We start from the raw sequence: 23,422 nt of genomic DNA, 5'->3' as shown, positions 1-23,422 counted from the left end.
CCTTTTCATAGATTTGTGAAATCCTTGAAAGTTGTGAATTCCTGTATGATCGCTCACATGACCACCGGCACCGCGAGCGAGTTCGTGGAGGGCTTCGCACTCGAGCTCAACCAGTCGGGCATGCAACGCATGGCCGCCCGGGTCTTCGCCGCCCTGCTCGTCGCCCCCGAGAACGGCTACACCGCCAAGGAGATCGGCGACGCCCTCGGCGTCAGCGCTGCTGCGGTCAGTGGGGCGACCGCCTACCTCACGCGCATGGGGCTGGCCGTACGCCGCAGAGTGGCGGGCGAACGGGTCGATCGCTACAACGTGCTCGGCACCACCTGGGCCGAGGTGATGGCCGCCGAGACCAAGACCATCACGGCCCTGGCCGCCCTGCTCGAGGAGGGCATGGAGCAGGTCGACACCGGCAGCGCCGCCCACGAACGCCTCGCCGCCACACGCGATTTCTTCACCTACATGGCCGTCGAGATGCCCAAGCTCGTTGACCGGTGGCACGAGTCGAGGAAGCCATGACCGACACCGCGTGGGACCGGCTGCTCGACCTGCTCGACCACTTCGCCGCCAACCCCGACCTGCCGCTCAGCCCCGACGTCGAGCGTACGTTTGCGAGCCTGTGCGCCCAGGCGATCGACGACGGCTCGGTCGACCGCGAGCTCCATGTCGACGACACCGCACGATGGCTGACGGGACTCGTCGTCGCCCACCGCGCCGTGCGCGACACCCATCCCGAGGTGCCGGCGGACGCCGACCTGGGCGTGCTCCGGGTCGTCGTCACCCGTTGGCTGCACCCCGCCCGCCCCCGCTGACGTCATACTTTCGGCGCGCGGTCGTGGCCTTGCGGACGATGCCGGACCTGCCGGGCTCCGCGACGATCGACGCATGGGTTGGACGATCAGGCACCGGGGCACGGCCTACGAGATCGACACCGGCGACGGTCCACGGGTCTCGGTGCTGCTGGCCGACGGCATAGCGGTCGACGAGCAGACGGCCGACTACTGGGAGGCGTCGACGCTGACGCACGACGACACCACGTTCGAGGTGCGATGGGGTCCGCGCAACACCATCACGAGCTGCGCGCTGGTCGAGACCGACGAGAAGGGTGAGCCCGCGAAGACCCCCATGGTGCCGCCTCCGGGCTCGAAGGCGGCGAGGCAGGAGGCGTTCCAGCGCGAGCACCCCACGGCGTACGTCGTGCGGCGCACCGCGTGGGCCGGGTTCGAGATCCTGATCGGCCTGCTGGGGATCAGCGCCCTGCTCGGTGGCCTGCTGCCCCGTCTCGACCTCTCGTGGCTGCCGCGCCCGGGCCTGCCGGACTGGCTGCCTGAGCTGTCGAAGCCCGAGTGGCTCCGGTACCTCGACGTCACCTATTGGCTCGGGCGCCTCGGACTGTCCTGGCCCGACATCGGCATCCCGGGCTGGGCCGAGGCCGTCCTCGAGCAGAAGAAGTACTGGCTCCCCCTGGTCGTCGCCGTGACGGTGGCCCTCGGCCAGCTCGAACGGCGCCGCAAGATCGACGCCGACCGGGCTGAACGGGAACGTCCGAGCACGGACGACGAGCAGCCCTAGGTCGACTCTTCCTCGCTGGCCGGCTCGAGCACCAGGACGAAGTCGTCGTCGTGCTCCTCGGCCCCGGTGACGACGGCATCCGCGATGAGCTCGACGCCGCGGTGGTGCCGGACGATGACCGGATCGCTCTGCAGGTCCTTGTAGAGCGACAGGCACAGCGCGGCCATGACCAGGACGAACGGCACCGCGGCGACGATCGTGATCTGCTGCAGCCCAGTGAGCGCCTCGGAGCCGTCCTTGCCGCCGGTCGCGAGCATGATCGCCGCGACACTGCCCATGACCGTGCCCCAGAAGATGACGGTCCGCTTGGACGGCTCGATCGAGCCCTTCTCGCTGAGCGTCCCCATGACGATCGAGGCCGCATCGGCGCCGGACACGAAGAAGATACCGACCAGGACCATCACGAGCACCGTCGACACCGAGGCCAGAGGCAGGTGGTCGAGCAAATCGAACAGGGCGGAGTTGGGGTCGACCGATCCGGCCTTGCCGACCAGGTCTCCGGTCCTGCGCTGGACGTCGATCGCGGTGCCGCCGAAGACGGCAAACCACACCAGGCTCACGAGCGACGGCACGATCAGCACGCCCGTGACGAACTGCCGGATCGTACGTCCGCGGCTGATGCGTGCGATGAACATGCCGACGAACGGCGTCCACGAGACCCACCACGCCCAGTAGAAGATCGTCCAGCTCGCAAGCCACGAGCGCATGTCGTCATCGCCGCTGGCCGCCGTGCGCGACGCCATGCCGGTCATCTGGGCGGCGTAGTCGCCCAGCGCAGTCGGCAGCAGGTTGAGGATCAGCAGCGTCGGCCCCGCGACGAACACGAACAGGGCGAGCACGAGGGCCAGCACCATGTTGATGTTGGACAGCCACTGGATGCCCTTGGCGACGCCCGACACGGCCGAGGCGATGAAGCCGACCGTCAGGACGGCGATCACGATCACGAGCAGCGCCTTGCCCGCACTGTCGACCCAACCGTTGTACTCGAAGCCGCTGCCGATCTGCAGAGCGCCGAGACCCAGCGACGCGGCCGAGCCGAACAGTGTCGCGAAGATCGCGAGCATGTCGATCGCGCGACCGACGGGTCCGTCGGCGCGGGCGCCGATCAGCGGCCGGAACGCCGAGGAGATGAGGTGCGACCGCCCCTTGCGGAACGTGCCGTAGGCGATCGCGATGCCGACCACGGCGTAGATCGCCCAGGGGTGCAACGCCCAGTGGAACATCGTGGTGGCCATCGCGGTCTGCATGGCGTCCTCGGACTCGGCCTTGGACGTGCCGGGCGGCGGGCTCGCATAGTGCGTCAGCGGCTCAGCGACGCCCCAGAACATCAGGCCGATGCCCATCCCGGCGCTGAACATCATCGCGATCCACGAGACCGTGCTGAACTCCGGCTCCTCGTCGTCGTCCCCGAGCGGGATGCGGCCGTACTTGCTCGCGGCCAGGCAGATCACGAAGATCACGAAGAACGTCGTGCTCAGGACGAAGAACCAACCTGTGTTGGTGATGACCCAGTCCTGTGCGTCGGCCGAGGCCTTGCCGAGACTGCTCGTGCTGATCAAGCCCCACGCGACGAAGGCGATCGCGAGGACACTGGTGACCGAGAAGACGACCGGGTCTATGCGGTCGCGCCATGGCGTTGTCTGCTGATTCATGCCGATCCCCCGAGCGGTTTGATGACGTGGCAACCTTTCGACCGTACGCGAGGGGGTGGCGCGCTGGCCAATCGTCCTAGTGGGAGTCCGAGCCGCGCACCTGCGCGAGATAGACCAGAGCCGCCACCGTGCCGACGAGGTTGAGCAGGCTGAGCGGGTCCCACCAGAACACGTGGGCCAGGACCGCCAGCACCAGGATGATGAGCCACGTCTGCTTGGGCAGCGTCTCGATGTAGGTGAACCGCGCGGACGGTCGGGCGACGCAGTCCACCAGGGCGAAGCCCTTGAGGACGAACAGCACTAGCGAGATCACCGTCAACAGGCCGTTCTGGATCTCGAACATGCCCCGAAGGCTATCGGGTGTTGAAAGAGGCGGGCCCCCATTCGGGGACCCGCCTCTGGTGTTGCGGTGAAGCTAGGCCTTCTTGGCCGGCGCCTTCTTGGCGGCGGGAGCCTTCTTGGCCGGAGCCTTCTTGGCGGCCGGGGCCTTCTTGGCCGGAGCCTTCTTGGCCGGCTCAGGCGTCTTCTTGACGGTCGTGTCGACCTTCTCGGCAGCCTTGCGGGCCGTGGTCGGAGCCTTCGACGTCACCTTGGTGACCTGCGTCTTGGCGTCCGTCACGAGCTGCTCGGCGCGCTTCTGGGCGTCGTCGGCGAAGCCCTTGGCCGTCTTGGTGACGTCCTCGACGCTGCTGTCGACGGTCTTCTTGATGTCGTCGACCTTGAGGCCCTTGGCCTTGGCGACGAGCTCCTCGCCCTTCTTGGCGAAGTCGGCGTAGACGCCGGTGGCGGTGCCGACAGCGGTCTGCGCGAGGCCCTGGGCCTGCTTCTGCAGATCGGCGACGTCGACCTTCTTGAGCGTCTCGGGCAGTGCCTTGACGTCGTCGACGAGCGACTTCACCTGGGCATTGATGGTCTCGGTGATGGTGGTCATACGGGTTCCTCCTGATTGGCTTCGGTCACTGTTGCGGCCAGCTCGGTGTCCGACGCTTCGTCAGTCCCGACGAAGGAGCGATAGATATCGAGCAGCGCGGTCTTCTGACGCTCGGTGAGGCGGGGATCGAGGGCGATGGCGTCCTCGACCATCCGCGCTCCGCTCTCGTCGGCATCGAGGATGCCGGCGCGAACGTAGAGCGACTCGGCGGAGATCCTGAGCGCCTTGGCGATCTGCTGCAGGACCTCTGCCGAAGGTCGGCGCAGACCTCTCTCGATCTGGCTGAGGTACGGATTGGAGACATCCGTGAGCTCGGCCAGCTGCCGAAGAGACATCTGTGCCTGACCCCGCTGCTCACGCAGGTAGTCGCCGAGTCCTTCGACGGTGCGCTGCATGCTCAACTTGGCCATGACTCCAGTGTGCTTGCAAAAGTTAGCAAATGCAAGCAGACCTGCTTGCGACCTCGGTCACAGCATCGCCGCAGGTCAGAAGGTGGTTCGCACCTCGCCGACCGGCTTGCCGCCGCCGAGGATGGTCGGTCGAGCCCGCAGGACCGGGGCGTCGAGGCCCGCGAGCTCGAGGGCGCGCCCCATGGCGGCGTACAGCGGCCGCTCACCGCCGTCCTCGATCTTGATCGCGTACGCCGAGCCGTCCGGCAGGCCCGCGACGTAGACGCTCTCGGCCCCCGACTTGGCCACGACGCCCGGCAGCGCCTCCATGAGCTCGCGCTCGGCACGCCTCGTGCCGCTGACGTACTCCGGATGCGCCGTCATGGCTCCGACGAGCCGCGCACCGAGGCTGCCCGCTGGACTCTGCACGATGCGACCGACGGCTCGCGCCAGCTGCTGGAGAGGAGTCGCCAGCAGCGGCGCGCCGCAACCGTCGACGCCCACGACCGAGGGCGGCCCGTCCGTGAGCTCGGTGAACGTCGCCATGATCTCGACCTGGAGCGGGTGCTCGGGGTCGAGGTAGTCGTCGATCGTCCACTCGTTCGTCACGCACGTCAGGAGCATCGCCGCGTGCTTGCCCGAGCAGTCCATGCAGATCGGGTCCCGCTTGCCGCCCGCGCGCAGGTAGTCGGCGTGGGCGTGCGGCTCCAGCGGGTACGACGGCGGCGTCTGCAAGGTCGACTCGTCCAGTCCGGCGAGCGCCAGGATCTCGCGCACGGCGTCGAGGTGGAACGGCTCACCGGAATGACTCGCCGACGCGAGGGCCAGCAGGCGTCCGTCGAGCGGCAGCCCGGCTCGCAGCATCCCCAGCGCCTGGATGGGCTTGTTGGCCGATCGCGGGAAGATCACGGTGCTCGGATCGCCGATCGACCAGACCACCTCGCCGGCCGGATCGACCCCGACGGCCACTCCGCGATGACGGCTCTCGACGAGCCCGGAACGTACGACTTCGGCTAGGACATCCACGCCGGCCACTTTAGGCTGTCGACTCGTTCACCCCCTCGTACGGTGATTTTTGCCGGGATTTCGCCTACCCTCAGAGGACTACTGGTCGGCCCAACCGGGCCGCTTCCCCACCAGCAAGGTTGTCCGCATGACTGCAGTGTCCCGTCGCGTCCTCGCGATCCTGTTCTCGAGCTGCGTGCTCTCCTCGGCATTCGTCGGCACCGCCGACGCGGCGACCACCCCGTCGCCGGCCACCGGCGTCAGGGTCTCGGCGACAGCATCGACCGCCACGATCTCGTGGAAGCCGGCTGCCGGGGCGGTCTCCTACCGCGTCTGCCTGCAGGAGTACGCCGACCAGTCACCCTGTGCCCGACTGAGCTCACGCTCGACGGCGACATCCGTGACGTTCCGCAGCCTGGCGCCGACCTCCGGCACCGACTTCTACGTCGTGGTCCACAGCTATCGCGGCACCGCGAGGGCGGCCACGTTTCGCCAGGGCTTCAACCTCGCGAGTGCCGCACCGAGCGCACCCACCGGCGTCGTCAACACGGTCTCGACGCGCTCGGTCAAGACCACGTGGGACGCCGCGACCGACGCGAAGGACTACGACGTCTGCCTGACGACGAGCCGCGACACCACGACGTGCGTCCAACGCTCGCCGAGGTCGGCGACCCGCACCGCGACGTTCAGCGGTCTGGTACCGACGAGCAGCACCGACTACTACGTTCGTGTCTACGCCCACAACGCGTCCGGCTCGACCGGCTCGGCCCTCCACGGCTTCAACCTGCCGGTCGGCACGATCGCGTCGTCGACGATGGTCCGCGAGAGCGGCACCAGCAAGGTCCGCGCGCGATGGGCGGCCAGCGTCAACGCCGAGCAGTACGAGCTCCAGTTCGGCACCAATCCGTCGATGACGACGGGGCTGAAGAGCTACATCGTGACCAACCCCTCCGCCACGCTCACGCGGCTGACGCTGGGCACGACGTTCCACTACCGTGTCCGTGGCCTCAACGGGGTCGTCAAGGGGACCTGGACGACGCCGACGAAGTTCCGGATGGCATCCGATCCCACCAACGTCGTGGTCGCGACCTACAACCTGTGCGGCCAGGACAAGTGCGTCAGCAAGAGCAACGGGATGAAGAAGTGGTCGACCCGCAAGGCGTACGCCGGTCGGATCGCGCGGGGCACCGGCGCCGGCATCATCGCGACGCAGGAGTCCCACGACAAGGACACCCGGTTCGGGACCGAGCTCCCGGGCTACGCGCTGGGCGAGTACTACAGCGCCAAGTCGCTGTTCTACAGCACCGCGAAGTACGAGAAGCTGCGCTCCGGCATCATCACGCTCAACAGCACCGAGCGTAAGTACGCCGTGTGGGTGCAGCTCCGCGATCGCACCACGCGCACGATGTTCCTCGTGGTCGACGCCCACCTGCAGCCCTACAAGGGCCGCACCAAGGACCGCATGCGCGAGGCGCAGACCAAGAAGCTGATCAGCGACCTGGCCCGCGCCAACCCCAACAAGTACCCCGTCATCTACGCCGGCGACTTCAACTCCAACAAGAGCAACGCCGACCAGAGCCGCTATCCAGGTGGCTACGACGCACCGCTCAAGGTGTTCACGGCGGCCGGGATCCCCGACGCCTTCGACGTCGGCAGGACCAAGGTCAACGCGACGTGGAACAGCGCCAACCAGGCGATCAACCCGCCGCTGCGGCACTCGGACCACGTCGACCACATCTACGTGGACGCCGCGATCAAGGTCGTCCAGTTCAAGGTCATCGTGAGCCTCAGCGGTTCCAGCTACGCCAAGCCGTTCGCGACCGACCACAACCCCGTACGGGCGACGGTCGTGGTCCCCGGTCACTGATCGCGGGAGACAAATCGTCACGCGCGACCCGGTTCCCCTCTATCGTCAGTTCATGCGTACTGCTCTCGGGGCCCTGGTGGCCATGCTCGTCGCGGTCGCCGGCACGACGCAGCCGGCCCAGGCCGCGACCACCCCTCCCCAGGTGGGGCTGGTCTCGTTCGTCGCCGCGTCGTACTCGCGCACCACGGGCACCGCAGGGCTCACGATCGACTGGCCCGACACCAGCCACGCCACGACGTACCAGGTTTATATCTCCCGCTCCTACTCGATGGCCGGCGCGCGACGCTACTCGGTGAGCCGCAGCACCAAGACCTTCACGGGGCTCAGGCGCGGCGCCAACTACTTCGTCCAGGTCCGCGCCCTCAACCGAGGCACGGCCGGCAAGAAGTCGGTGCGCGTCGGCCACACGACGATCCTGCGCATGAACCCGGGCACCGGGCCCACGTACCGGGTCATGACCTACAACCTGTGCTCGGAGAAGTGCAAGGGCTGGTCGACGCGGCAGCCCGCCGCGCTGGGCCGCGTCAGGGCGTACGCCCCCGACGTCATCGCTGCCCAGGAAGCGGTCGACCTCCAGGTCTCGGCCGTCACCGGCTACGCCGAGGCCATGTCGATGAGCTCCAAGCGGCTGCTCTACAAGACCTCGCGCTTCACGCTCGCCCCTCCGACGACCCCGATATCCGCCAGGCCCGGCAAGGAGAGCCACGGTTGCTACACGTCGTGGCCGCAGAGCACCAAGGGATACGTGTTCCTCGGCTACCACGGAGCTGGCTGCCGCTACGCCGTGTGGGCCGTCCTGGTCGACAAGGCGACCGGTGACCAGACGGTCTTCGTCGACGTCCACACGGTCTCCGGTGCCAGCGACACCGCCGCCAAGCAGCGGGCCGTCGAGATCACGACCCTGACGCAGCAGATCGCGCAGCTCAACGCCCAGACCAACCTGCCCGTCATCTACGCGGGCGACTTCAACTCGCACAAGAACCGTGACAACGACGACCTGCGCATCGTGCTGCACCACCAGGGCTACTACGACGCGTACGACCTGGCGCTGACGCTGCGCCGCCAGCACTACAACAGCTACAACGACTTCCGGACCAGGCCGCGCATCAGCTACACGTGGGGCGACCACGTCGACCACGTCTGGATCAGGCCGGACGAGGGTCGCGTCCTGTCGTGGAGCAACGGAGCCCTGATCCGCGGCAACCGGATGGTCACGCCGATTCCCTCAGATCACAGCCCGATCATCACCGACGTCCGAATCAATCGTTGAACCGGGAGCCCGCGCGACGATCTCGCCGCACCCCGTAGAATTCAGCCACCCCACCCGCACGCCCTGGAGCCTCCCGTCGTCACCCGTAGAAAGATCGCCCCGCGTCGGCGTGCCGACACGCCCGGGCGGTCCCGCCGCAACGCCCGCGTCGCCGGTCGACGCAGGAGACACGATCGCCGCCGCCTCGTCATCGGCGTCGTCAGCGTGCTCATCGTGGGTGGGTTGGCCACTGGACTGGCGCTCACGTACGCAGCGCCCGACTCGCTCGACGCGCCGACCAAGCTGTCCGCGACTCCCCTCTCACCCACGAGCGTCAAGCTGGCCTGGGCCGGCACCGACGACGTCGACTCGTACGTCGTCAAAGTCGGTTCCGACCGGGCGTTGACGAAGTCCCGGACCACCCGCGTGCCGGCCAAGGGCACGAGCGTGACCGTGGACGACCTCAGCGCCACGACCCCGGGAATCGACCGGTTCTACCGCATCGATGCCGTGCGCGACGGCAAGGTCAGGTCATCGCGCACCGCGCGCTTCACCCTCAAGCCCGGCGCCATCGACGCCTTGCGCGTCAAGCAGACCACCGCCGACGGGGTGCGGGTCGCCTGGAAGAAGGTGCCCAACGCCCGGCAGTTCGACGTCACGATGGCCCGCGACAAGGCGTTCACCAAGGACGCGAGCACCGTGCGGACGCTCGGTGGCGCCAACTCGTACGTGACGCGCGGCCTGGCCGCCTCGACGACGTACTGGGTCCGGATCCGCCCGGTCAACGGCGACCAGGTCGGCGCCTTCGCCAAGCCGGAGAAGTTCCGCACGATGCCACGCAAGACGTCGTTCCGGGTCGGCACGTGGAACGTGTGCTCCGAGAAATGCTCCGGCTACGCCGGCCGCGCCCGGATCGGTGCGGCGTTCTTCAACCAGAACAAGATCGACATCTTCGGCCTCCAGGAAGCCGGCGGCCAGCGGGTGGGAGCCACGACCAACGCGATCTGGAGCGGCGGGTCACAGCAGTTCAAGCGTGCCTACGGTGGCGCCGAGGCGCGCTACATCTTTTTCCGCCCCAAGCTCTTCACCCAGCTCAGCGGCGGCTACTTCTCGATCGGCGACGGCCGGCACACGACGTGGGCGAGGTTCAGGGTCAAGTCGACGGGCCGGGTGTTCTACTACGTCGACATCCACCTCGAGAACGGCAAGGGCAACGACGCCAAGCGGTCGCGCGAGATGAATGTGGTGCTGAGCAGGATGGCCAGCATCAACAGCAAGGGCTACCCGGCGATCTACGCCGGCGACTTCAACTCCGGACGCCACCGCGGCTCCGACTCCCCCGGCGTCAAGATGCGCGCTGCCGGCTTCCAGGACAGCGTCGACCTCGCCAAGTCGCCCGTCAACAGGGAGTTCAACACCAGCTACCCCGGCGGCGGCACGCCGCGATCGGGCGCCCACGTCGACCACATCTTCGTGTCCGACGACTTCTCGGTGCTCGGCTGGCGGCAGCTCGTACGCCTCTCCGGCGGCAGCTACGCCCGGCCCGCCGTCTCGGACCACAACGCCCTCAGCGCGGACCTCGCCCTCGACGCCCAGGCCAAGTCGATCGGCGTCCCGACCGCCACGACGACCGTCGGCGGACTCAACACGGCCGCGCCCTAGGATGACCGGGTGCCTGATCCCTCAGACGTGAGTCTTGCCAACTTCCATGCCGTGATCCCCGCCGGCGGCGCCGGCACCAGGCTGTGGCCGCTCTCGCGTGCGTCGCGGCCCAAGTTCCTGCTCGACCTGGACGGCTCCGGCCGCTCGCTGATCCAGCAGACGTGGGACCGGCTCGCCGACCTCATCCCGCCCGAGCGCATCCACGTCGTGACGGGCTCGGCGCATGCCGACGCGATCCGCGCTCAGCTCCCCGAGCTCACGAGCCTGTTCGTCGAGCCGTCACCGCGTGACTCGATGCCGGCGATCGGCCTCGCGGCTGCCGTGATCGGTGCGGGCGACCCCGACGCGATCATCGGCTCGTTCGCGGCCGACCACATCATCGACGACCAGGTGTCGTTCGCCGAGGCCATCGGACAGGCCGTGGCCGTCGCCGGGAGCGGCCTCATCACGACGATCGGCATCACCCCCGCAGGCCCCTCGACGGCGTTCGGCTACATCGAGTCCGGCGATCGACTGACGGTCGACGGTGCCGGCTCGGCCAGTGCGGTGGTCAAGTTCGTCGAGAAGCCCGACGCCCCCACCGCAGCCGCCTATGTCGCCAGCGGGGTGCACAGCTGGAACGGCGGGATGTTCGTGACCCGCACCGATGTGCTGCTCGGTCACCTCGCACGGCTGCAGCCTGGCCTGCACGACGGTCTCGCCACCATCGCGGCGGCATGGGACGGCGAACAGCGGCAGCAGGTGCTCGACGACGTCTGGCCATCGCTCACCAAGATCGCGATCGATCACGCGATCGCCGAGCCGGTCTCGCTCGAGGGCGGCATGGCCGTCGTGCCCGGTGCCTTCGACTGGAACGACGTCGGTGACTACGCGGCGCTCCAGGACGTCGGCGGCGTCTCGTCGTCCGACACCGTGTGGGTCGACGCCGACGGTCTGGCGATCGCCGACGACGGCACCACGATCGCCGTGGTGGGCCTGCACGACGTCGTCGTCGTGCGTACGTCCGACGCACTCCTCGTCACGTCCCGTGAGCACGCCCAACAAGTCAAGGACGTCGTCAGTGCGTTGAAGGACCGCGGCCGCGCCGACGTCGTCTGAGCTGGCGCTCCGTGAACGGCGGCACGAGGTCGATCAGCTCGCCTGCCACGGTGTCCGAGGTCGGCGTGTAGGCCTGGGCGACCTCGCCCGTGCCGACCACGCGGATCTCGCCGTCGTCCGGGCCGGCATAGACCGAGTCGCCGCGGCTGAGCTTGAGCCGGTCACCGGCCGCGCTCACGAGCTCGACCTCGCCGCCCGTGCAGACCACGATGCGTTGTCCGGCCATCGGCAGCAAGGTGCCCTCAGGCTCGGCCTTCGAGCACTGGCTCACCGCCAGCGCGAACTCGCGGACGTCAGGGCTGAAGACGTCGGTCGAGAAGCCGAACGGCTCCGGCGTGACACGCGCCAGCCGGGACATCCCGCGGTCGAGGCACTTGACCAGGCCCTCGGCGTCGAGCGCCTTGCTGGTGAGCCCGGCGCGCAGCACGTTGTCGGACGCCGCCATGACCTCCAGGCACATCCCGCGCAGGTGCGCATGGATGATGCCGGTGCCCAGGAATGCCGCCTCGCCGGGCTGCAGCGTCAACCGGTTGAGCGTCAACGAGATCACGACACCGACGTCGTCCGGGTAGTGATCCGCGATCTCCACGGCGGTGACGTACGCCCGCTTGACGTCGATGCCCTGGGCGACGAGGTCGCGACAGCAGACCACGATCTGCTCGATCTCCGCGGCCGAGACCTCTTCGGTCAGCAATCGCTCAACGAGCCGCACGATGCCGCTGAAGCCCGGTGCTGCGTGCAGGTCCTCCGCGAGGCTGTGCGCCAGTGGGGTGTCGATGCCGTTGAGCACGCGGAGGATCTCGGCCGTCGGCCGGAAGCCCACCAGCGTGTCGAACGTCGTCAGTGCGTATGCCATCTCGGGCTTGTGGTGCGGATCCTTGTAGGTCCGGTGCGGTGCGTCGAGCGGCACGCCCGCGGCTTCCTCGGCGTCGAAGCCGGTCCTGGCCATGGCCTCGTTGGGGTGCACCTGCAACGACAGGGGCCGGTCGGCGGCCAGGATCTTGAACATGAACGGCAGCTCGCCGCAGACCTCGGCCAGCCGCAGTGTGCCGTCGGGCCCCTCGACCGTCGACGAGCCCAGCGGGTGGGTGCCCATCCAGATCTCTGCCAGCGGGACGTCGCCGGGCTCGCCGCCGACGAACTGCGGGATGTCGGTCCGCGAACCCCAGTCGTACGCCCTCGAGGCGTTGTCGAGTCTGTGCATCATTTGTGCCTTGGCTTGCGGGGCGGAGCGGTGTCCTTGCCCGAAGGCTGGCTCGACGCCTTTTTGTAGGGCTTGGCCGGGGCCGCCTTGGAGGGATAGGGCCGCTTCTCGTGGGACTTCTTGTAGGGCTTTCGGTCCTCACGGGTCCGGCGGATCGGCGGCCCGCTGTCGGGCTGCAGGTCGATGAGCTTGCCCGAGATGCGGGTGTTGGCCAGTGCCTCGAAGACGGCCGGCGGCAGGTCGGCCGGCAGCTCGACGAGCGAGTGGTCTTGGCCGATCGTGATCTTGCCGAAGTCGGAACGCTTGAGGCTGCCCTCGTTGGCCAGGGCGCCCACGATCGCAGACGGGCCGATCTTGTGCCGCTTGCCGACCGCGACGCGATAGACCGCGGCACCCTCGGCGGGCAGGCGGTCGGACCGCCCGAAGCCTGCCGGCTTGGCGCGGGGCTCGAAGTCGCGGGCCCGCGGCGGCGCCTTGGGCGGGTCGGGACGCAGGAAGAACTCCTTGTCCGACTGGCTCATGACCGCCAGCGCGGCAGCCACGTCGGTCATCGAGACGTCGTTCTCGCTGGCGTACTCCTCGACCAGCGAGCGGAACGCGTGGAACGACGGCGAGCCCATGCTCGAGGTGATCGCCTGGGCGAACCGGCCGGCCCGGCGCTCGTTGACCTCCTCGGCCGTCGGGACCGACATCTCCTCGACCGGACGGCCGGAGACCTTCTCGATCGCCGAGAGCATCCGGCGCTCGCGCGGCGTCACGAAGAGGATCGCCTCGCCCGTGCGGCCGGCGCGACCCGTGCGGCCGATGCGGTGGACGTACGCCTCGGTGTCGTGCGGGATGTCGTAGTTGACGACGTGCGTGATGCGATCGACGTCGAGGCCACGGGCGGCGACGTCGGTCGCGACGATCAGGTCGATCGCACCGGACTTGAGCTGGGCCACGGTGCGCTCACGCTGGGCCTGCACCAGGTCGCCGTTGAGCGCAGCGGCCGAGTAGCCCCGGCCGCGCAGCTTGTCGGCAAGCTCTTCGGTCGCGGACTTGGTGCGGACGAACACCAGCATGCCGTCGCCCGTCTCGACCTCGAGCAGCCGCGTGAGCGCGTCGAGCTTGTGGTGGTGCGAGACCTGGATCCAGCGCTGGCGGACCGTCGCGGTCGAGGTCGTGGCCTTGGGCGTCGCGATGTCGACGGGGTCGTGCAGGTACTTCTTGGCGAGCGTACGGATCTGCCGCGGCATCGTCGCCGAGAACAGTGCGACCTGCTTGTACTCGGGGGTGTCCGCCAGGATCCGCTCGACGTCCTCGGCGAAGCCCATGTTGAGCATCTCGTCGGCCTCGTCGAGCACGAGGTACTCCAGCGACGTCAGGTCGAGGCTGCCGCGCTCGAGGTGGTCGATGACGCGTCCGGGCGTGCCGACGACGATGTGGGCGCCCTTCTGCAAGCCCGAGAGCTGGAATCCGTAGCCCTGGCCGCCGTAGACCGGGAGCACCCGGACGCCGGGGATGTTGACGGCGTACGCCGTGATGGCCTCGCAGACCTGGAGGGCGAGCTCACGCGTCGGCGCCAGCACGATCGCCTGGGTCTTGGCGTTGGAGGGGTCGATCTTCTGCAGGATCGGCAGCGCGAACGCCGCCGTCTTGCCGGTGCCCGTCTGGGCGAGACCGACGACATCCTTGCCCTCGAGCAGGGTCGGGATCGCGCGTGCCTGGATCGGCGTCGGGGTCTCGTAGCCGAGCGATGCGAGTCGGTCGACGAGGGTGTCGACGAGGCCGAGATCGGCGAACGTCGGCGAATCGACAGGTGTTTCGGTGGTCATGAAAGCTCCTGGTTGGATGGCGCGGGACCCGATCGGTCAAGTCCCGTGCAACCCACCGGCCGCCACATGCGTGCCAAGGTCGTCTGAGAACGAACGCGCTCGGTCCAACGGTATCGGTCGGCCCTCACTTCGGTGAAACTCAACGGACGTGTGATCGGACTCAGTAGGCGCCGGCCGACGACAGCACGGCCCGGAACGTCTTCCACAGGATCAGCATGTCGCCGACGAGGGACCAGTTCTCGACGTAGTAGAGGTCAAGGCGGACGGTCTCCTCCCAGTCGAGGTCGGAGCGTCCCGAGATCTGCCACGGGCCGGTCATGCCGGGACGGACGAGCAGGCGTCGCCGCGCCTCTGCGGCGTAGCCCGAGACCTCCGACACGAGCGGCGGTCGCGGACCCACGAGGCTCATGTTGCCCTTGACGACGTTGAGCAGCTGCGGCAGCTCGTCGAGGGAGTAGCGGCGCAGGAACCGACCGACCTTGGTCACCCGCGGATCGTCACGCATCTTGAACATCACGACGTTGCTGGTGTCGGGCTGCAGGTCGGCCAGCATCGCGTCGGCACCCTGGACCATGCTGCGGAACTTGATCATGCCGAATGTCTTGCCGTCGCGGCCGACGCGCTCCTGCACGAAGAACACGCCGCCCGGGCTGGTGAGCTTGATCGCGATGGCCAGGGTGACGAGGACCGGCGAGAACAGCAGCAGCAGGCCGAGCCCGCCCACGCGGTCCAGGAGGACCTTGCCCCAGCGCTGCGCGCCCCGGTAGGCGGGCTGCTCGACGTGCAGGAGTGGCAACCCGGCGACCGGCCGGATGTGCACCCGGGGCCCGGCGATGTTGGCCAGCGACGGGGCCACGATGATCTCGATGTCGTAGCCCTCGAGGTCCCAGCCCAGCCGGCGCACCATGTCGGGATGCATCGCGTCGGACGAGGTGATGATCACGGCGTTGGCGCCCGAGGACATCATCGTCGCGCTGAGCTCGTCCACCCCGCCGATCACGGGCACGCCGCCGACCTGGGTCGGGCGCTCGGGGCTGGTGATGCAGGCGCCAGCGAGCCGGTAGCCGAAGACCGCGTTGCGGTTGATCACGGCCGCGAGGTGCGCGACGGCATCGACAGTGCCCACGATGACGGCGTCGTGCGTCATGTGGCCGTGCTGCCGGCGGACCAGGAGCCACTGGCGCCAGGACCAGCGGCTGAGCGTCAGCAGCACGAGGCCGAACGGCAGGAGGACGACGACATACGTCCTGGGGACCTGGAACTTGATGGTGTACCCGAAGAACGCGATCAGCGCGAAGACCACGAGCGTCGAGTTGAGGATGCGCTTGTACTCCTCCGGACCGCCGCCGAAGACCCGGCGATCCCGCGTGCCCGCTGCGGTCAGGGCTCCGTGCCACGCCAGCAGCATCATCACCGAGAACAGGACCGGGCCGAAGCCGTAGGGGTTGGCATCGATCGCCGGGAGGTTCTCCGCCCACACGACGTGGGCCGTGATGAACACCCAGGCCAGCACGACCAGGTCCGACATACCGAGGATGCGCCCGAAGCGGCGCTCCCAGGCGAGACCGCGGTGGTCCGTCAGCGGCGCGACGAGCTCGCCGTCCCCATCAGGGGCCGGTGCTGCCTCTTCGGCGTCAAGCGTCACGCGCGAGCTGGGCGCCGCGCCAGACGACGGCCGATCGAGATCACCAGCACGAGCACTCCGATCATCGCGGCTGTGAGCACTGCGCTGCCCACGACCAGCAGCATATCCCGCGGGGAGCGGTCCGACTGCGCGTTGACCGACGTCGAGCCGTCAGATCCGCCGTGCAGGACCAGGAAGGCGATCGGGAGCAGTGCCACCACGAGGGTCAGGCCGAACGCCAGCAGCACGCGGCGCGCACTGATCGGCGTGTAGTCCATGGTCACTCAGCTCGTCAGGGACACGCGGGAAAGGGGTGTCCGTCACTGGTGAAAACGATTTTGGCGCTCGCGGGTTACGTCCGAATGTCTGCAGACTGTCCGATGTGGCACGAGTCGGCGACTGGGTGTCGTAATCTTCCGGTGGAAGGTCCGCCCCCGTCATCAGGAGTGATCGGTGAGTCAACGTCACCTCGTCAAGGCGATCGCCCGCAGGTGGCCGTCGATCATCCTCTTGACACTGGTCGGCGTCGGCGCGGCGGTGGCCTACCTCAACCTGGCGACTCAGCACTACTCGGCGCACGCGGATGTCCTGGTCGTGCCGCCGGCCAAGCAGAGCACGTCTGCCGTCGCCGAGCGCACCATCGAGTCGTACGCCCACGTGCTGGGCGGCCGCAGCATCGCCGCCAGGGTCGTCGAGGACCTGGGGCTCCCGGGCAGCACTGGCTCGGTCGACCGTCATCTCGATGCGAGGGTCCTGGACGACACGTCCGTCCTGCGGGTGACCGCCGACAGCACCCGCCGTCAGCAGGCCGCAGACCTGAGCCAGTCAGCCGCCGAGGCGTTCGTGGCGTGGCTCGAAGCCCAGGACACCGACCTCACGGCGTCGGTCGTCGACGAGGCTGCCACCCCGACCGATCCCTCGAGCCCCGCGAAGCTGCCGTGGCTCCTGCTGGGGGCCATCCTCGGCCTGCTCGCCGGACTGGTGGTCGCCGCCGTCCGCAACGCGTACGACCGAGGCATCCACAGCCCGGCTGAGCTCGAGGAGGCATCGGGCGCGCCGGTCCTCGGGGCCATCGCCTACGACCGCTCCGCCGTACAGACCCCGCTCATCACGTCTCTCGGCACGCATCATCCGCGGTTCGAGGCCGTCCGCATCCTGCGCACCAACCTGCAGTTCCTCGACATCGACCGGGACAACAAGGTCATCACGATCACGAGCTCGCTGGCCGGCGAGGGCAAGTCGACCACAGCCTGCAACCTCGCGATCGCGCTGGCGCAGGCCGGCTCGCAGGTCGGGCTCGTCGAGGGCGACCTGCGCCGCCCGCGGATCAGCGAGTACCTCGGCATCGAGAAGTCCGTCGGCCTCACCACGGTTCTCGTGGGGCGGGTCGCCCTCGACGTGGCCCTCCAGCAGGTGGCGACGCCGGGACTCGACGTGCTCGCGAGCGGCGCCCTGCCGCCCAACCCGTCCGAGATCCTGCAGACCAGCGCGATGCGCTCGCTCGTGTCCGACCTGCGTCATCGCTACGACGTCGTGCTGATCGACGCGCCACCGCTGCTCCCGGTCACGGACGCCTCGCTGCTGGCGTCGATCTCCGACGGTGCGATCCTCGTCGTCAAGCACGGCGAGACCGGGCTCGATGAGGTCCGCACCGCGACCGAACGCCTGCGCTCGGTCGGCGCGAGGCTGCTCGGCACGGTGCTCAGCATGTCGCCGGTCAAGGAGCTGTCGCGGTACGGCTACGGATATGGGTACGGCTATGGACCCGAGTACTTCGAGAAGGCCGCCGGCGGCAAGCGCCGAAGCTGAGGCCGCCCGCGGCCGAACGCTGAGGCGCGCCAGCGGAGCGTGAGCGCGCCACGCCGGAGGCGTCAGGTGCGAGGCGTGGTGAGCCGATAGACCAACGGCACAGCTAGCCCACGACGACGAGCGCGTTAAGGCGCTCGCTGATGCTCTGCACGGCGTCGTCGATCTGGTCGGCGGTCGCCCGGTGGATGTCGGGGCTGCGCCGGTAGGGATCACCGATGTCGATGTCGGCAGGCGCGTTGCTGCGCTGGCGTGCAGCCTCGGCGACGAGGGCCTGCGCGTTGGCGCCGTCGACTCGTTCGCAGAGCGCGGCGAACTCCAGGAGCGTGAACGTCCGCCGCAGCGCGCGAGGATTCAGGCCCAGGACGTCGGCGCGATGGGCCTGCGTCGCGGTGAGGATCAGGTCGGCCGAGTCGACGAGGTAGGTGTCGATCGCGTGCGACCGGAAGGTCTCGGCCGAGTAGCCGAGGCGCAGCAGCTCCATGGCCGCCATGGCGTCCATGGGCTGGCGGTCCCAGCCACGGGTGCCGGCGCTCGCCACCTCGAACCGGTCGCTGTCGAGCCGGGCCCGCAGGAGCGCCTCGATCATGGGTGACCGGCAGATGTTGGCCGTGCAGACCGCAAGGATCGCGAAGCGATGGGCGGACATCAGTTGAGGACCGGTCGTACGTGGAGTCCGGCCTCGGGGTCGACGAGCACTTCCTGGTTGGCCGCGACCCCGTCCGCCAGCAGCGTCGCGGCCGGGTCGACGTTGCGCTTGATCACGGCGAGCGCGATGGGTCCCAGCTCGTGGTGCCGAGCCGCGGTGCCGACGAATCCGACGATTTGTCCCGCTTGTCCTGAGCCTGTCGAAGGGAGCGTGACGTCCGAGCCGTGCGCCGGGAGATGGTCGACCGAGCCGTCGAGCAGCAGCCGGACGAGCCGGCGCGGCGGCCGACCCAGCGTGTGCACCCGCGCGACGGTCTCCTGGCCGCGGTAGCAGCCCTTGTCGAGGTGCACGGCGACGCCGAGCAGCCCGACCTCGTTGGGGATCGTCTTGTCGTCGGTGTCGAGGCCGATGCGTACGTGGCCGGCCTCGATGCGCTCGGCCTCCCAGGCCCACAGGCCCACGGGGTCGCCGAGGTCGGCCGGCAGGTCGGCGAGGGATGCGCGCGGGCGAAGCTCCCACTGCTGCCCGGGCAGGCCGATGACGGCCCAGTCGTCGGTGACGAGCGCGACCTCGACGCGCAGCATGAAGCGCATACGGTCGAGGAACTCCACGAGCGCCGCACCAGCACCGGGCTCGGTGTGCGCCCAGAACGTCTCGCCGTCGTCGACGCCGGAGAAGCCGTGCTCGATGCGCCCCTGTGGCGACAGCAGCAGCACCTCGGTCGCCACGCCGGGGGCTAGGTTCTCCAGGAACTGCGTCGTCAGGGAGTGCAGCCAGCTCAAGCGGTCGGGACCCGTGATCGTCACGACGTCGCGGTGCGAGAGGTCGACGAACGTGTGCCCCTCGACGAGGCGGCGCTGCTCGGCCGAGATCGCGCCGTAGTGCGCGGCAACGGCCTGGTCGGGGGCATCGCCGCCGACGGCGCCGTGCAGGTCCAGCAGCGGGCTAGACACGGGCGAGCCTGCCCCACAGGTGCGACTGCATCTCCTGGCCCTCGGCCGCCATGTCGTAGGCGTACATCAGGTCGCCCTCGACGAGGCCGTACATCCGTTGTCCCGCGGTGTACTCCTTGGCCGTCGACGTACGCGCGACGATGTCGGTCGCCAGCGTGACCCTGGGGCCGTCGACCTGGCCGTACCAGACCTCGGCGTAGCCGGTGGGGTGGGCGAGGACGAGCTCGAGCTGCCCGTCCCCCACAGGACGGAGGAACCCGGTCTCGAGGGCGCCGGGCCGCACGCGTTCGCCCTTGTCGTCGGTGATCCACGTACGACTGAAGTAGTGCAGGAACGGGCGGGTGTCGTGCGCGAAGACCACATCCTGCTCGAACGTGAACGGCTCGATCGTCGGATAGTCACCGTGGCCGTCGCCGTGCCACGTGCCGAGCAACCACACGACCGGCATCAGGTCGGGGTGGAGGTCGGACGGGATCTCGAACGGCATGTCTCCAGTCTACGGGGGCTGTGCGCGAGGCCCGACTACTGTGACCGGCATGAGAGCGGTTGTGCAACGAGTGACCCAGGCGCGCGTCGACGCCGGCGTTGAGACGGTCGGCGAGATCGGCACCGGGCTGATGGTGCTGCTCGGCGTCACGCACGACGACACCGCCGAGGTCGCGGAACGCCTGGCCGCCAAGATCTGGACCCTGCGCATCATGCGTGACGAGAAGTCGGCAGCAGACCTCGGTGCCGGGCTGCTCGTCGTCAGCCAGTTCACGCTCTACGGCGACGCCCGCAAGGGGCGCAGGCCGACCTGGACGGCCGCCGCACCGGGACCGGTCGCCGAACCGCTCTACGAACACTTCTGCTCCGCCCTGCGCGACCTGGGCGCGTACGTCGCCCAAGGCGTCTTCGGCGCCGACATGGCCATCTCTCTCACCAACGACGGCCCCACGACCCTCGTCCTGGACCTCTGACGGCTGATCAACTTGGCCGCCTTGCCGCGACCCGGCAGAATGGACGGGATTCCCTGAGGACGGAGCACGATGGCAGGCAGGCTCGGCAACTATCGCGATGCCGGCAAGCGGCGCGCGGATGGTGACAAGTTCCGCCGACGCCACCGCAAGACGTTCCTCGCCCTGGTGACCCTCGGGGTCGTCGTCAGCCTCGGGATCGGCGTCACCGGTGCGTACGCCTACATGCTCAACAAGCAGCTCGGCGCCGTCGACAAGCTCCCCGAGACCAAGCTGAAGGAGAAGGAGCGCCCCGATCCCGACAAGGGCAACGCGCTCAACATCTTGCTGCTGGGCTCGGACAAGGGCAAGAAGATCGCGGGCGAGTCCGAGAACACCTCACTGTCGGAGGATGCCAAGGCTGAGAAGTGGCCGACCGGCAAGTACCGCAGCGACACGTTGATGATCGTGCACATCACGGCCAACCGTAAGTACGCCTTCCTCGCCTCGATCCCCCGCGACACCCTCACCACGATCTACGACTCCGAGGGCAACCCCAAGGGCCAGGCCAAGATCAATGCCGCGTTCTCCGAGTACGGCCCCATCGGCGCGGTGTCGACCGTCGAGCACCTGACCAACCTGCGCATGAAGCACGTCGCGATCATCGACTGGGAGGGCTTCAAGGACCTGTCGACGGCCGTCGGCGGCGTCCCGGTGCACATCCCCGACGACACCTACGACGTGATGCAGCACGTGCAGTGGAAGGCCGGCGACTACAACCTCAAGGGCAAGAAGGCCCTCCAGTACGTCCGCCAGCGCCACGGTCTCCTGCGCGGCGACTTCGATCGCATCGCGCGACAGCAGAACTTCCTGCGTGCGCTCATGAGCAAGATCCTCAGCAAGGGCGTCACCCGCAACCCGGTCAAGCTCATCAACACCGTCAAGGCGCTGACCAAGAACCTCACGGTCGACTCAGAGTGGTCCGGTGGCGCCATGCGCGGGCTGGCGCTCTCCCTGCGCGGCATGCACACCCGGGACGTCTACTTCCTGTCCGCTCCCGTCGCCGGCACCGAGACGGTCCCGGTCTACGGCAGCATCGTGCGGCTCAACGAGGCCAAGACCACCGAGCTGTTCACGGCGTTCCGCAAGGACAACCTGCGGGCATACCTCAAGAAGTACCCCGACGACGTCCTCAAGAAGGACGTCGACTGACCCGAGGTCAGGAGCAGGCCGACTTGACCTCGATGTCGTTGGGGGTGGGATCGACCCCGGGCGTCGTGGAGAACACCGGGTCGCCGTCCTCACCGGGTCCGGAGATCATGCTCGTGGTGATCTTGTAGGACTGGTGCGGGTGCACCGTCAGCAGGACCTTGGTGACGTTGCGGCCACGGTGCGTGTCGGCGTAGACGGTCTGGTCCTTGCCGTCGACCTTGACCGAGGTGAACCCCCCGGCGTACGGGGAGTAGAAGCGCAGGAGCAGGCGCATCGTGCCCCGCGGCGTGTACTTCCCGTCGCCGGTGACGGACTTGGGCAGCTTCTCCGGCGCGCGCGACGACAGGTCGGTCGTCGTCGTGAGCTCCTGGACGTCGCCGCGCAGGCACCTGCCCACCGCCAACGAGGTGCTGTAGTCGAGGTAGTACTCCATCTTGGTCGAGGCCGCGTCGCCGATGTAGAGACCCACGTGCGGCACCCGCCCGCCGTTGCCGCTCAGCTGCCCCGACAGCGCCGACGGGGTCAGGAGCGCCTGCTCGGACTTGTGGGTCGACCAGACCATGAGCCGGTTCTCCCTGGCGGACCTGACGAGACCGTCGATCACCAGCCGCGGCTCCCCGCGCCCCGCCTTGACGACGTCGAAGATCTTGCGCGCCGCGAGCTCGAACACGCCGTCCTGCTGCTCGGGATCCTTGAGCAGCAGGTACGTCTGGCTGAGCAGCAGCTCGACCGCATTGTTCTGGTCGATGATGGCGGTCTTGGTCAGCGCGACCGGGCCGGTGCCGGCCAGGACATAGCTCAAGGCCACCGGATCGACCGAGATGACGCCGTCGACCTTGGTGTCCAGCCCCTTCTCGACCATCGCCGTCACGATCTCGGCGGTCCGAGGGAAGTCAGGGGTGATCGTGGTGTCGAGCAGGTTCGTGACCAGGGTCGGCGGGAAGACCCGGTCCTCGTTCCTGGTCATGGGCAGGACGGGCTTCGTGAACTGCTTGAGGTCCTGGTAGGACCCCTGGAAGCCCATCGAGAGCTTGCCGTTCTTGGCCTTCAGGATCGCGATCGACCCGGGAATGCCGCCGGTCGAGCGGATCTCGGCGTTGTTCTGCACCATGAGCAGGTAGCGCCGGGTCCCCTTCTGGCCGAGCATGTCGGGCAGCAGCTTGGCGGCGAGGTTCGCAGAGTCGGCTGCTGCCGTGGCGCTGCCGACCTTCTCCTGGATCGTGCTGACCGGGTCACGCAGAGGCAGCAGGAGCGAGTTCGCGTCGATGCCTCGGAGCTCCTTGCGGGCCGCGGTCAACGCCGTGACGACCTTGCCGACGTTGGGCGAGATCTCCTCGATGGCCTTGATGTCGACCTTGCCCCCGCGCGGGCTGTAGGTGTTGAGGTTGATCTTGTTGGAGAGCTCCACGACGGGCGGAAGCGCATCCGTCGAGATGTTGTGGGTCACCCGCGCCACCGTCTGCACGGCCTCGACGTTGTCGCCGAAGAAGGGCAGCTTGGCGCCGAGCTTCCACATCCCGCCACCCGTGATCTGGTCGGCCCGGGCGGTCGACTCCTGCAGCTCCTTGAGCGTCGCCTTGGCAGAGACGTCGTCGCCGGAGACGATCTGGCTCTGGAGCACCTCCGCCTGGCTCGCCGCGAGCTTCAGCGACGAGCTCGCGCGAGCGGCCTGGATCCCGAAGTAGACGAGGAACAGCAGCACCACGGCCATGCCGAGGATGACGACGTGGCCAGGAGTGATCTTGCGGTACCACCGAACGTGGTGGCGTCCACGCTGCCGAGTGGAACTCATGAGCTCTGCTC

23 protein-coding genes are annotated in these 23,422 nt (G+C 68.4%); 10 read left to right on the top strand and 13 right to left on the bottom strand.

Going from position 1 to position 23,422, the window contains the following annotated elements:
• Positions 1-57 precede the first annotated feature (57 nt).
• From BOSE46_RS07900 to BOSE46_RS07890, 3 genes are all read left to right on the top strand, one after another.
• Positions 58-516 (top strand): GbsR/MarR family transcriptional regulator, encoded by a 459-nt coding sequence (locus tag BOSE46_RS07900; RefSeq protein WP_159539717.1) that lies wholly within the window; start codon positions 58-60, stop codon positions 514-516.
• Positions 513-809: a hypothetical protein gene (locus BOSE46_RS07895; protein WP_159539716.1), complete on the top strand. Its 297-nt coding sequence runs from the start codon at positions 513-515 to the stop codon at positions 807-809. The genes BOSE46_RS07900 and BOSE46_RS07895 overlap by 4 nt, the downstream gene beginning before the upstream one ends.
• Before the next feature lie 73 nt (positions 810-882).
• Positions 883-1,569, top strand: a complete 687-nt coding sequence (locus BOSE46_RS07890; RefSeq protein WP_159539715.1) for a hypothetical protein — start codon at positions 883-885, stop codon at positions 1,567-1,569.
• Here the strand turns inward: BOSE46_RS07890 and BOSE46_RS07885 are convergent.
• From BOSE46_RS07885 to BOSE46_RS07865, 5 genes are all read right to left on the bottom strand, one after another.
• Positions 1,566-3,221 carry a BCCT family transporter gene (locus BOSE46_RS07885; protein WP_159539714.1) on the bottom strand — a complete coding sequence of 552 codons (1,656 nt, stop codon included), beginning with the start codon at positions 3,219-3,221 and terminating at the stop codon, positions 1,566-1,568. The genes BOSE46_RS07890 and BOSE46_RS07885 overlap by 4 nt on opposite strands.
• A 76-nt stretch (positions 3,222-3,297) precedes the next feature.
• Positions 3,298-3,564 (bottom strand): DUF2516 family protein, encoded by a 267-nt coding sequence (locus BOSE46_RS07880; protein ID WP_159539713.1) that lies wholly within the window; start codon positions 3,562-3,564, stop codon positions 3,298-3,300.
• 72 nt (positions 3,565-3,636) lie between these two features.
• A complete protein-coding gene (locus BOSE46_RS07875) occupies positions 3,637-4,152 on the bottom strand; it encodes a hypothetical protein (RefSeq protein ID WP_201299574.1) in 516 nt (171 codons plus the stop codon).
• Positions 4,149-4,562, bottom strand: a complete 414-nt coding sequence (locus tag BOSE46_RS07870; RefSeq protein WP_056402619.1) for a helix-turn-helix domain-containing protein — start codon at positions 4,560-4,562, stop codon at positions 4,149-4,151. The genes BOSE46_RS07875 and BOSE46_RS07870 overlap by 4 nt, the downstream gene beginning before the upstream one ends.
• A gap of 75 nt (positions 4,563-4,637) precedes the next feature.
• The gene (locus BOSE46_RS07865; RefSeq protein ID WP_236551660.1) at positions 4,638-5,567 is read right to left on the bottom strand and encodes an asparaginase; all 930 of its coding nucleotides are present in this window, start codon (positions 5,565-5,567) and stop codon (positions 4,638-4,640) included.
• Between the two features lie 127 nt (positions 5,568-5,694).
• Between BOSE46_RS07865 and BOSE46_RS07860 the strand changes: the two genes are divergently transcribed.
• The 4 genes from BOSE46_RS07860 to BOSE46_RS07845 all read left to right on the top strand — a co-directional run bounded on the left by BOSE46_RS07860 (position 5,695) and on the right by BOSE46_RS07845 (position 11,422).
• The gene (locus BOSE46_RS07860) at positions 5,695-7,413 is read left to right on the top strand and encodes an endonuclease/exonuclease/phosphatase family protein (protein WP_159539711.1); all 1,719 of its coding nucleotides are present in this window, start codon (positions 5,695-5,697) and stop codon (positions 7,411-7,413) included.
• A gap of 52 nt (positions 7,414-7,465) precedes the next feature.
• Positions 7,466-8,683: an endonuclease/exonuclease/phosphatase family protein gene (locus BOSE46_RS07855; protein ID WP_159539710.1), complete on the top strand. Its 1,218-nt coding sequence runs from the start codon at positions 7,466-7,468 to the stop codon at positions 8,681-8,683.
• Between the two features lie 222 nt (positions 8,684-8,905).
• Entirely contained in the window at positions 8,906-10,324 is a 1,419-nt protein-coding gene (locus BOSE46_RS07850; protein WP_159539709.1) for an endonuclease/exonuclease/phosphatase family protein, read from the top strand.
• A gap of 9 nt (positions 10,325-10,333) precedes the next feature.
• Complete coding sequence (locus BOSE46_RS07845) at positions 10,334-11,422, top strand: mannose-1-phosphate guanylyltransferase (protein WP_236551659.1); 1,089 nt, start codon at positions 10,334-10,336, stop codon at positions 11,420-11,422.
• Here BOSE46_RS07845 and manA read toward each other — a convergent pair.
• From manA to BOSE46_RS07825, 4 genes are all read right to left on the bottom strand, one after another.
• A complete protein-coding gene (manA, locus tag BOSE46_RS07840) occupies positions 11,382-12,626 on the bottom strand; it encodes a mannose-6-phosphate isomerase, class I (protein ID WP_159539708.1) in 1,245 nt (414 codons plus the stop codon). The genes BOSE46_RS07845 and manA overlap by 41 nt on opposite strands.
• Complete coding sequence (locus tag BOSE46_RS07835) at positions 12,626-14,440, bottom strand: DEAD/DEAH box helicase (RefSeq protein WP_159539707.1); 1,815 nt, start codon at positions 14,438-14,440, stop codon at positions 12,626-12,628. Before BOSE46_RS07835 ends, manA begins: the two co-directional genes overlap by 1 nt.
• A gap of 160 nt (positions 14,441-14,600) precedes the next feature.
• Positions 14,601-16,085 carry a sugar transferase gene (locus tag BOSE46_RS07830; protein ID WP_159539706.1) on the bottom strand — a complete coding sequence of 495 codons (1,485 nt, stop codon included), beginning with the start codon at positions 16,083-16,085 and terminating at the stop codon, positions 14,601-14,603.
• A complete protein-coding gene (locus BOSE46_RS07825; protein ID WP_159539705.1) occupies positions 16,082-16,348 on the bottom strand; it encodes a hypothetical protein in 267 nt (88 codons plus the stop codon). The genes BOSE46_RS07830 and BOSE46_RS07825 overlap by 4 nt, the downstream gene beginning before the upstream one ends.
• A gap of 169 nt (positions 16,349-16,517) precedes the next feature.
• Here BOSE46_RS07825 and BOSE46_RS07820 point away from each other — a divergent pair, with 169 nt between their 5' ends.
• Positions 16,518-17,873 (top strand): polysaccharide biosynthesis tyrosine autokinase, encoded by a 1,356-nt coding sequence (locus tag BOSE46_RS07820; protein ID WP_159539704.1) that lies wholly within the window; start codon positions 16,518-16,520, stop codon positions 17,871-17,873.
• Positions 17,874-17,976: 103 nt separating this feature from the next.
• Here BOSE46_RS07820 and BOSE46_RS07815 read toward each other — a convergent pair whose 3' ends face one another.
• From BOSE46_RS07815 to BOSE46_RS07805, 3 genes are read right to left on the bottom strand one after another with little or no spacing between them, the layout of a single operon-like run.
• Complete coding sequence (locus BOSE46_RS07815; protein WP_159539703.1) at positions 17,977-18,519, bottom strand: low molecular weight phosphatase family protein; 543 nt, start codon at positions 18,517-18,519, stop codon at positions 17,977-17,979.
• Positions 18,519-19,472, bottom strand: a complete 954-nt coding sequence (locus tag BOSE46_RS07810) for a folate-binding protein YgfZ (protein ID WP_159539702.1) — start codon at positions 19,470-19,472, stop codon at positions 18,519-18,521. The genes BOSE46_RS07815 and BOSE46_RS07810 overlap by 1 nt, the downstream gene beginning before the upstream one ends.
• The gene (locus BOSE46_RS07805; RefSeq protein WP_159539701.1) at positions 19,465-19,959 is read right to left on the bottom strand and encodes an FABP family protein; all 495 of its coding nucleotides are present in this window, start codon (positions 19,957-19,959) and stop codon (positions 19,465-19,467) included. Before BOSE46_RS07805 ends, BOSE46_RS07810 begins: the two co-directional genes overlap by 8 nt.
• Positions 19,960-20,008: 49 nt before the next feature.
• Between BOSE46_RS07805 and dtd the strand changes: the two genes are divergently transcribed.
• Both dtd and BOSE46_RS07795 read left to right on the top strand, forming a co-directional pair.
• On the top strand, positions 20,009-20,431 hold the full coding sequence (gene dtd, locus BOSE46_RS07800) for a D-aminoacyl-tRNA deacylase (protein ID WP_159539700.1): 423 nt from the start codon (positions 20,009-20,011) through the stop codon (positions 20,429-20,431).
• A gap of 69 nt (positions 20,432-20,500) precedes the next feature.
• On the top strand, positions 20,501-21,619 hold the full coding sequence (locus tag BOSE46_RS07795; RefSeq protein WP_159539699.1) for an LCP family protein: 1,119 nt from the start codon (positions 20,501-20,503) through the stop codon (positions 21,617-21,619).
• A 7-nt stretch (positions 21,620-21,626) separates the two neighbouring features.
• Here BOSE46_RS07795 and BOSE46_RS07790 read toward each other — a convergent pair whose 3' ends face one another.
• On the bottom strand, positions 21,627-23,411 hold the full coding sequence (locus tag BOSE46_RS07790) for a DUF4012 domain-containing protein (protein WP_159539698.1): 1,785 nt from the start codon (positions 23,409-23,411) through the stop codon (positions 21,627-21,629).
• Positions 23,412-23,422 lie beyond the last annotated feature (11 nt).

The organism is Aeromicrobium sp. 9AM (assembly GCF_902506105.1).
GTDB lineage: Bacteria > Actinomycetota > Actinomycetes > Propionibacteriales > Nocardioidaceae > Aeromicrobium.
Note: the sequence above shows the minus strand (reverse complement) of the source record. Positions and strands in the feature narration are given on the sequence as shown.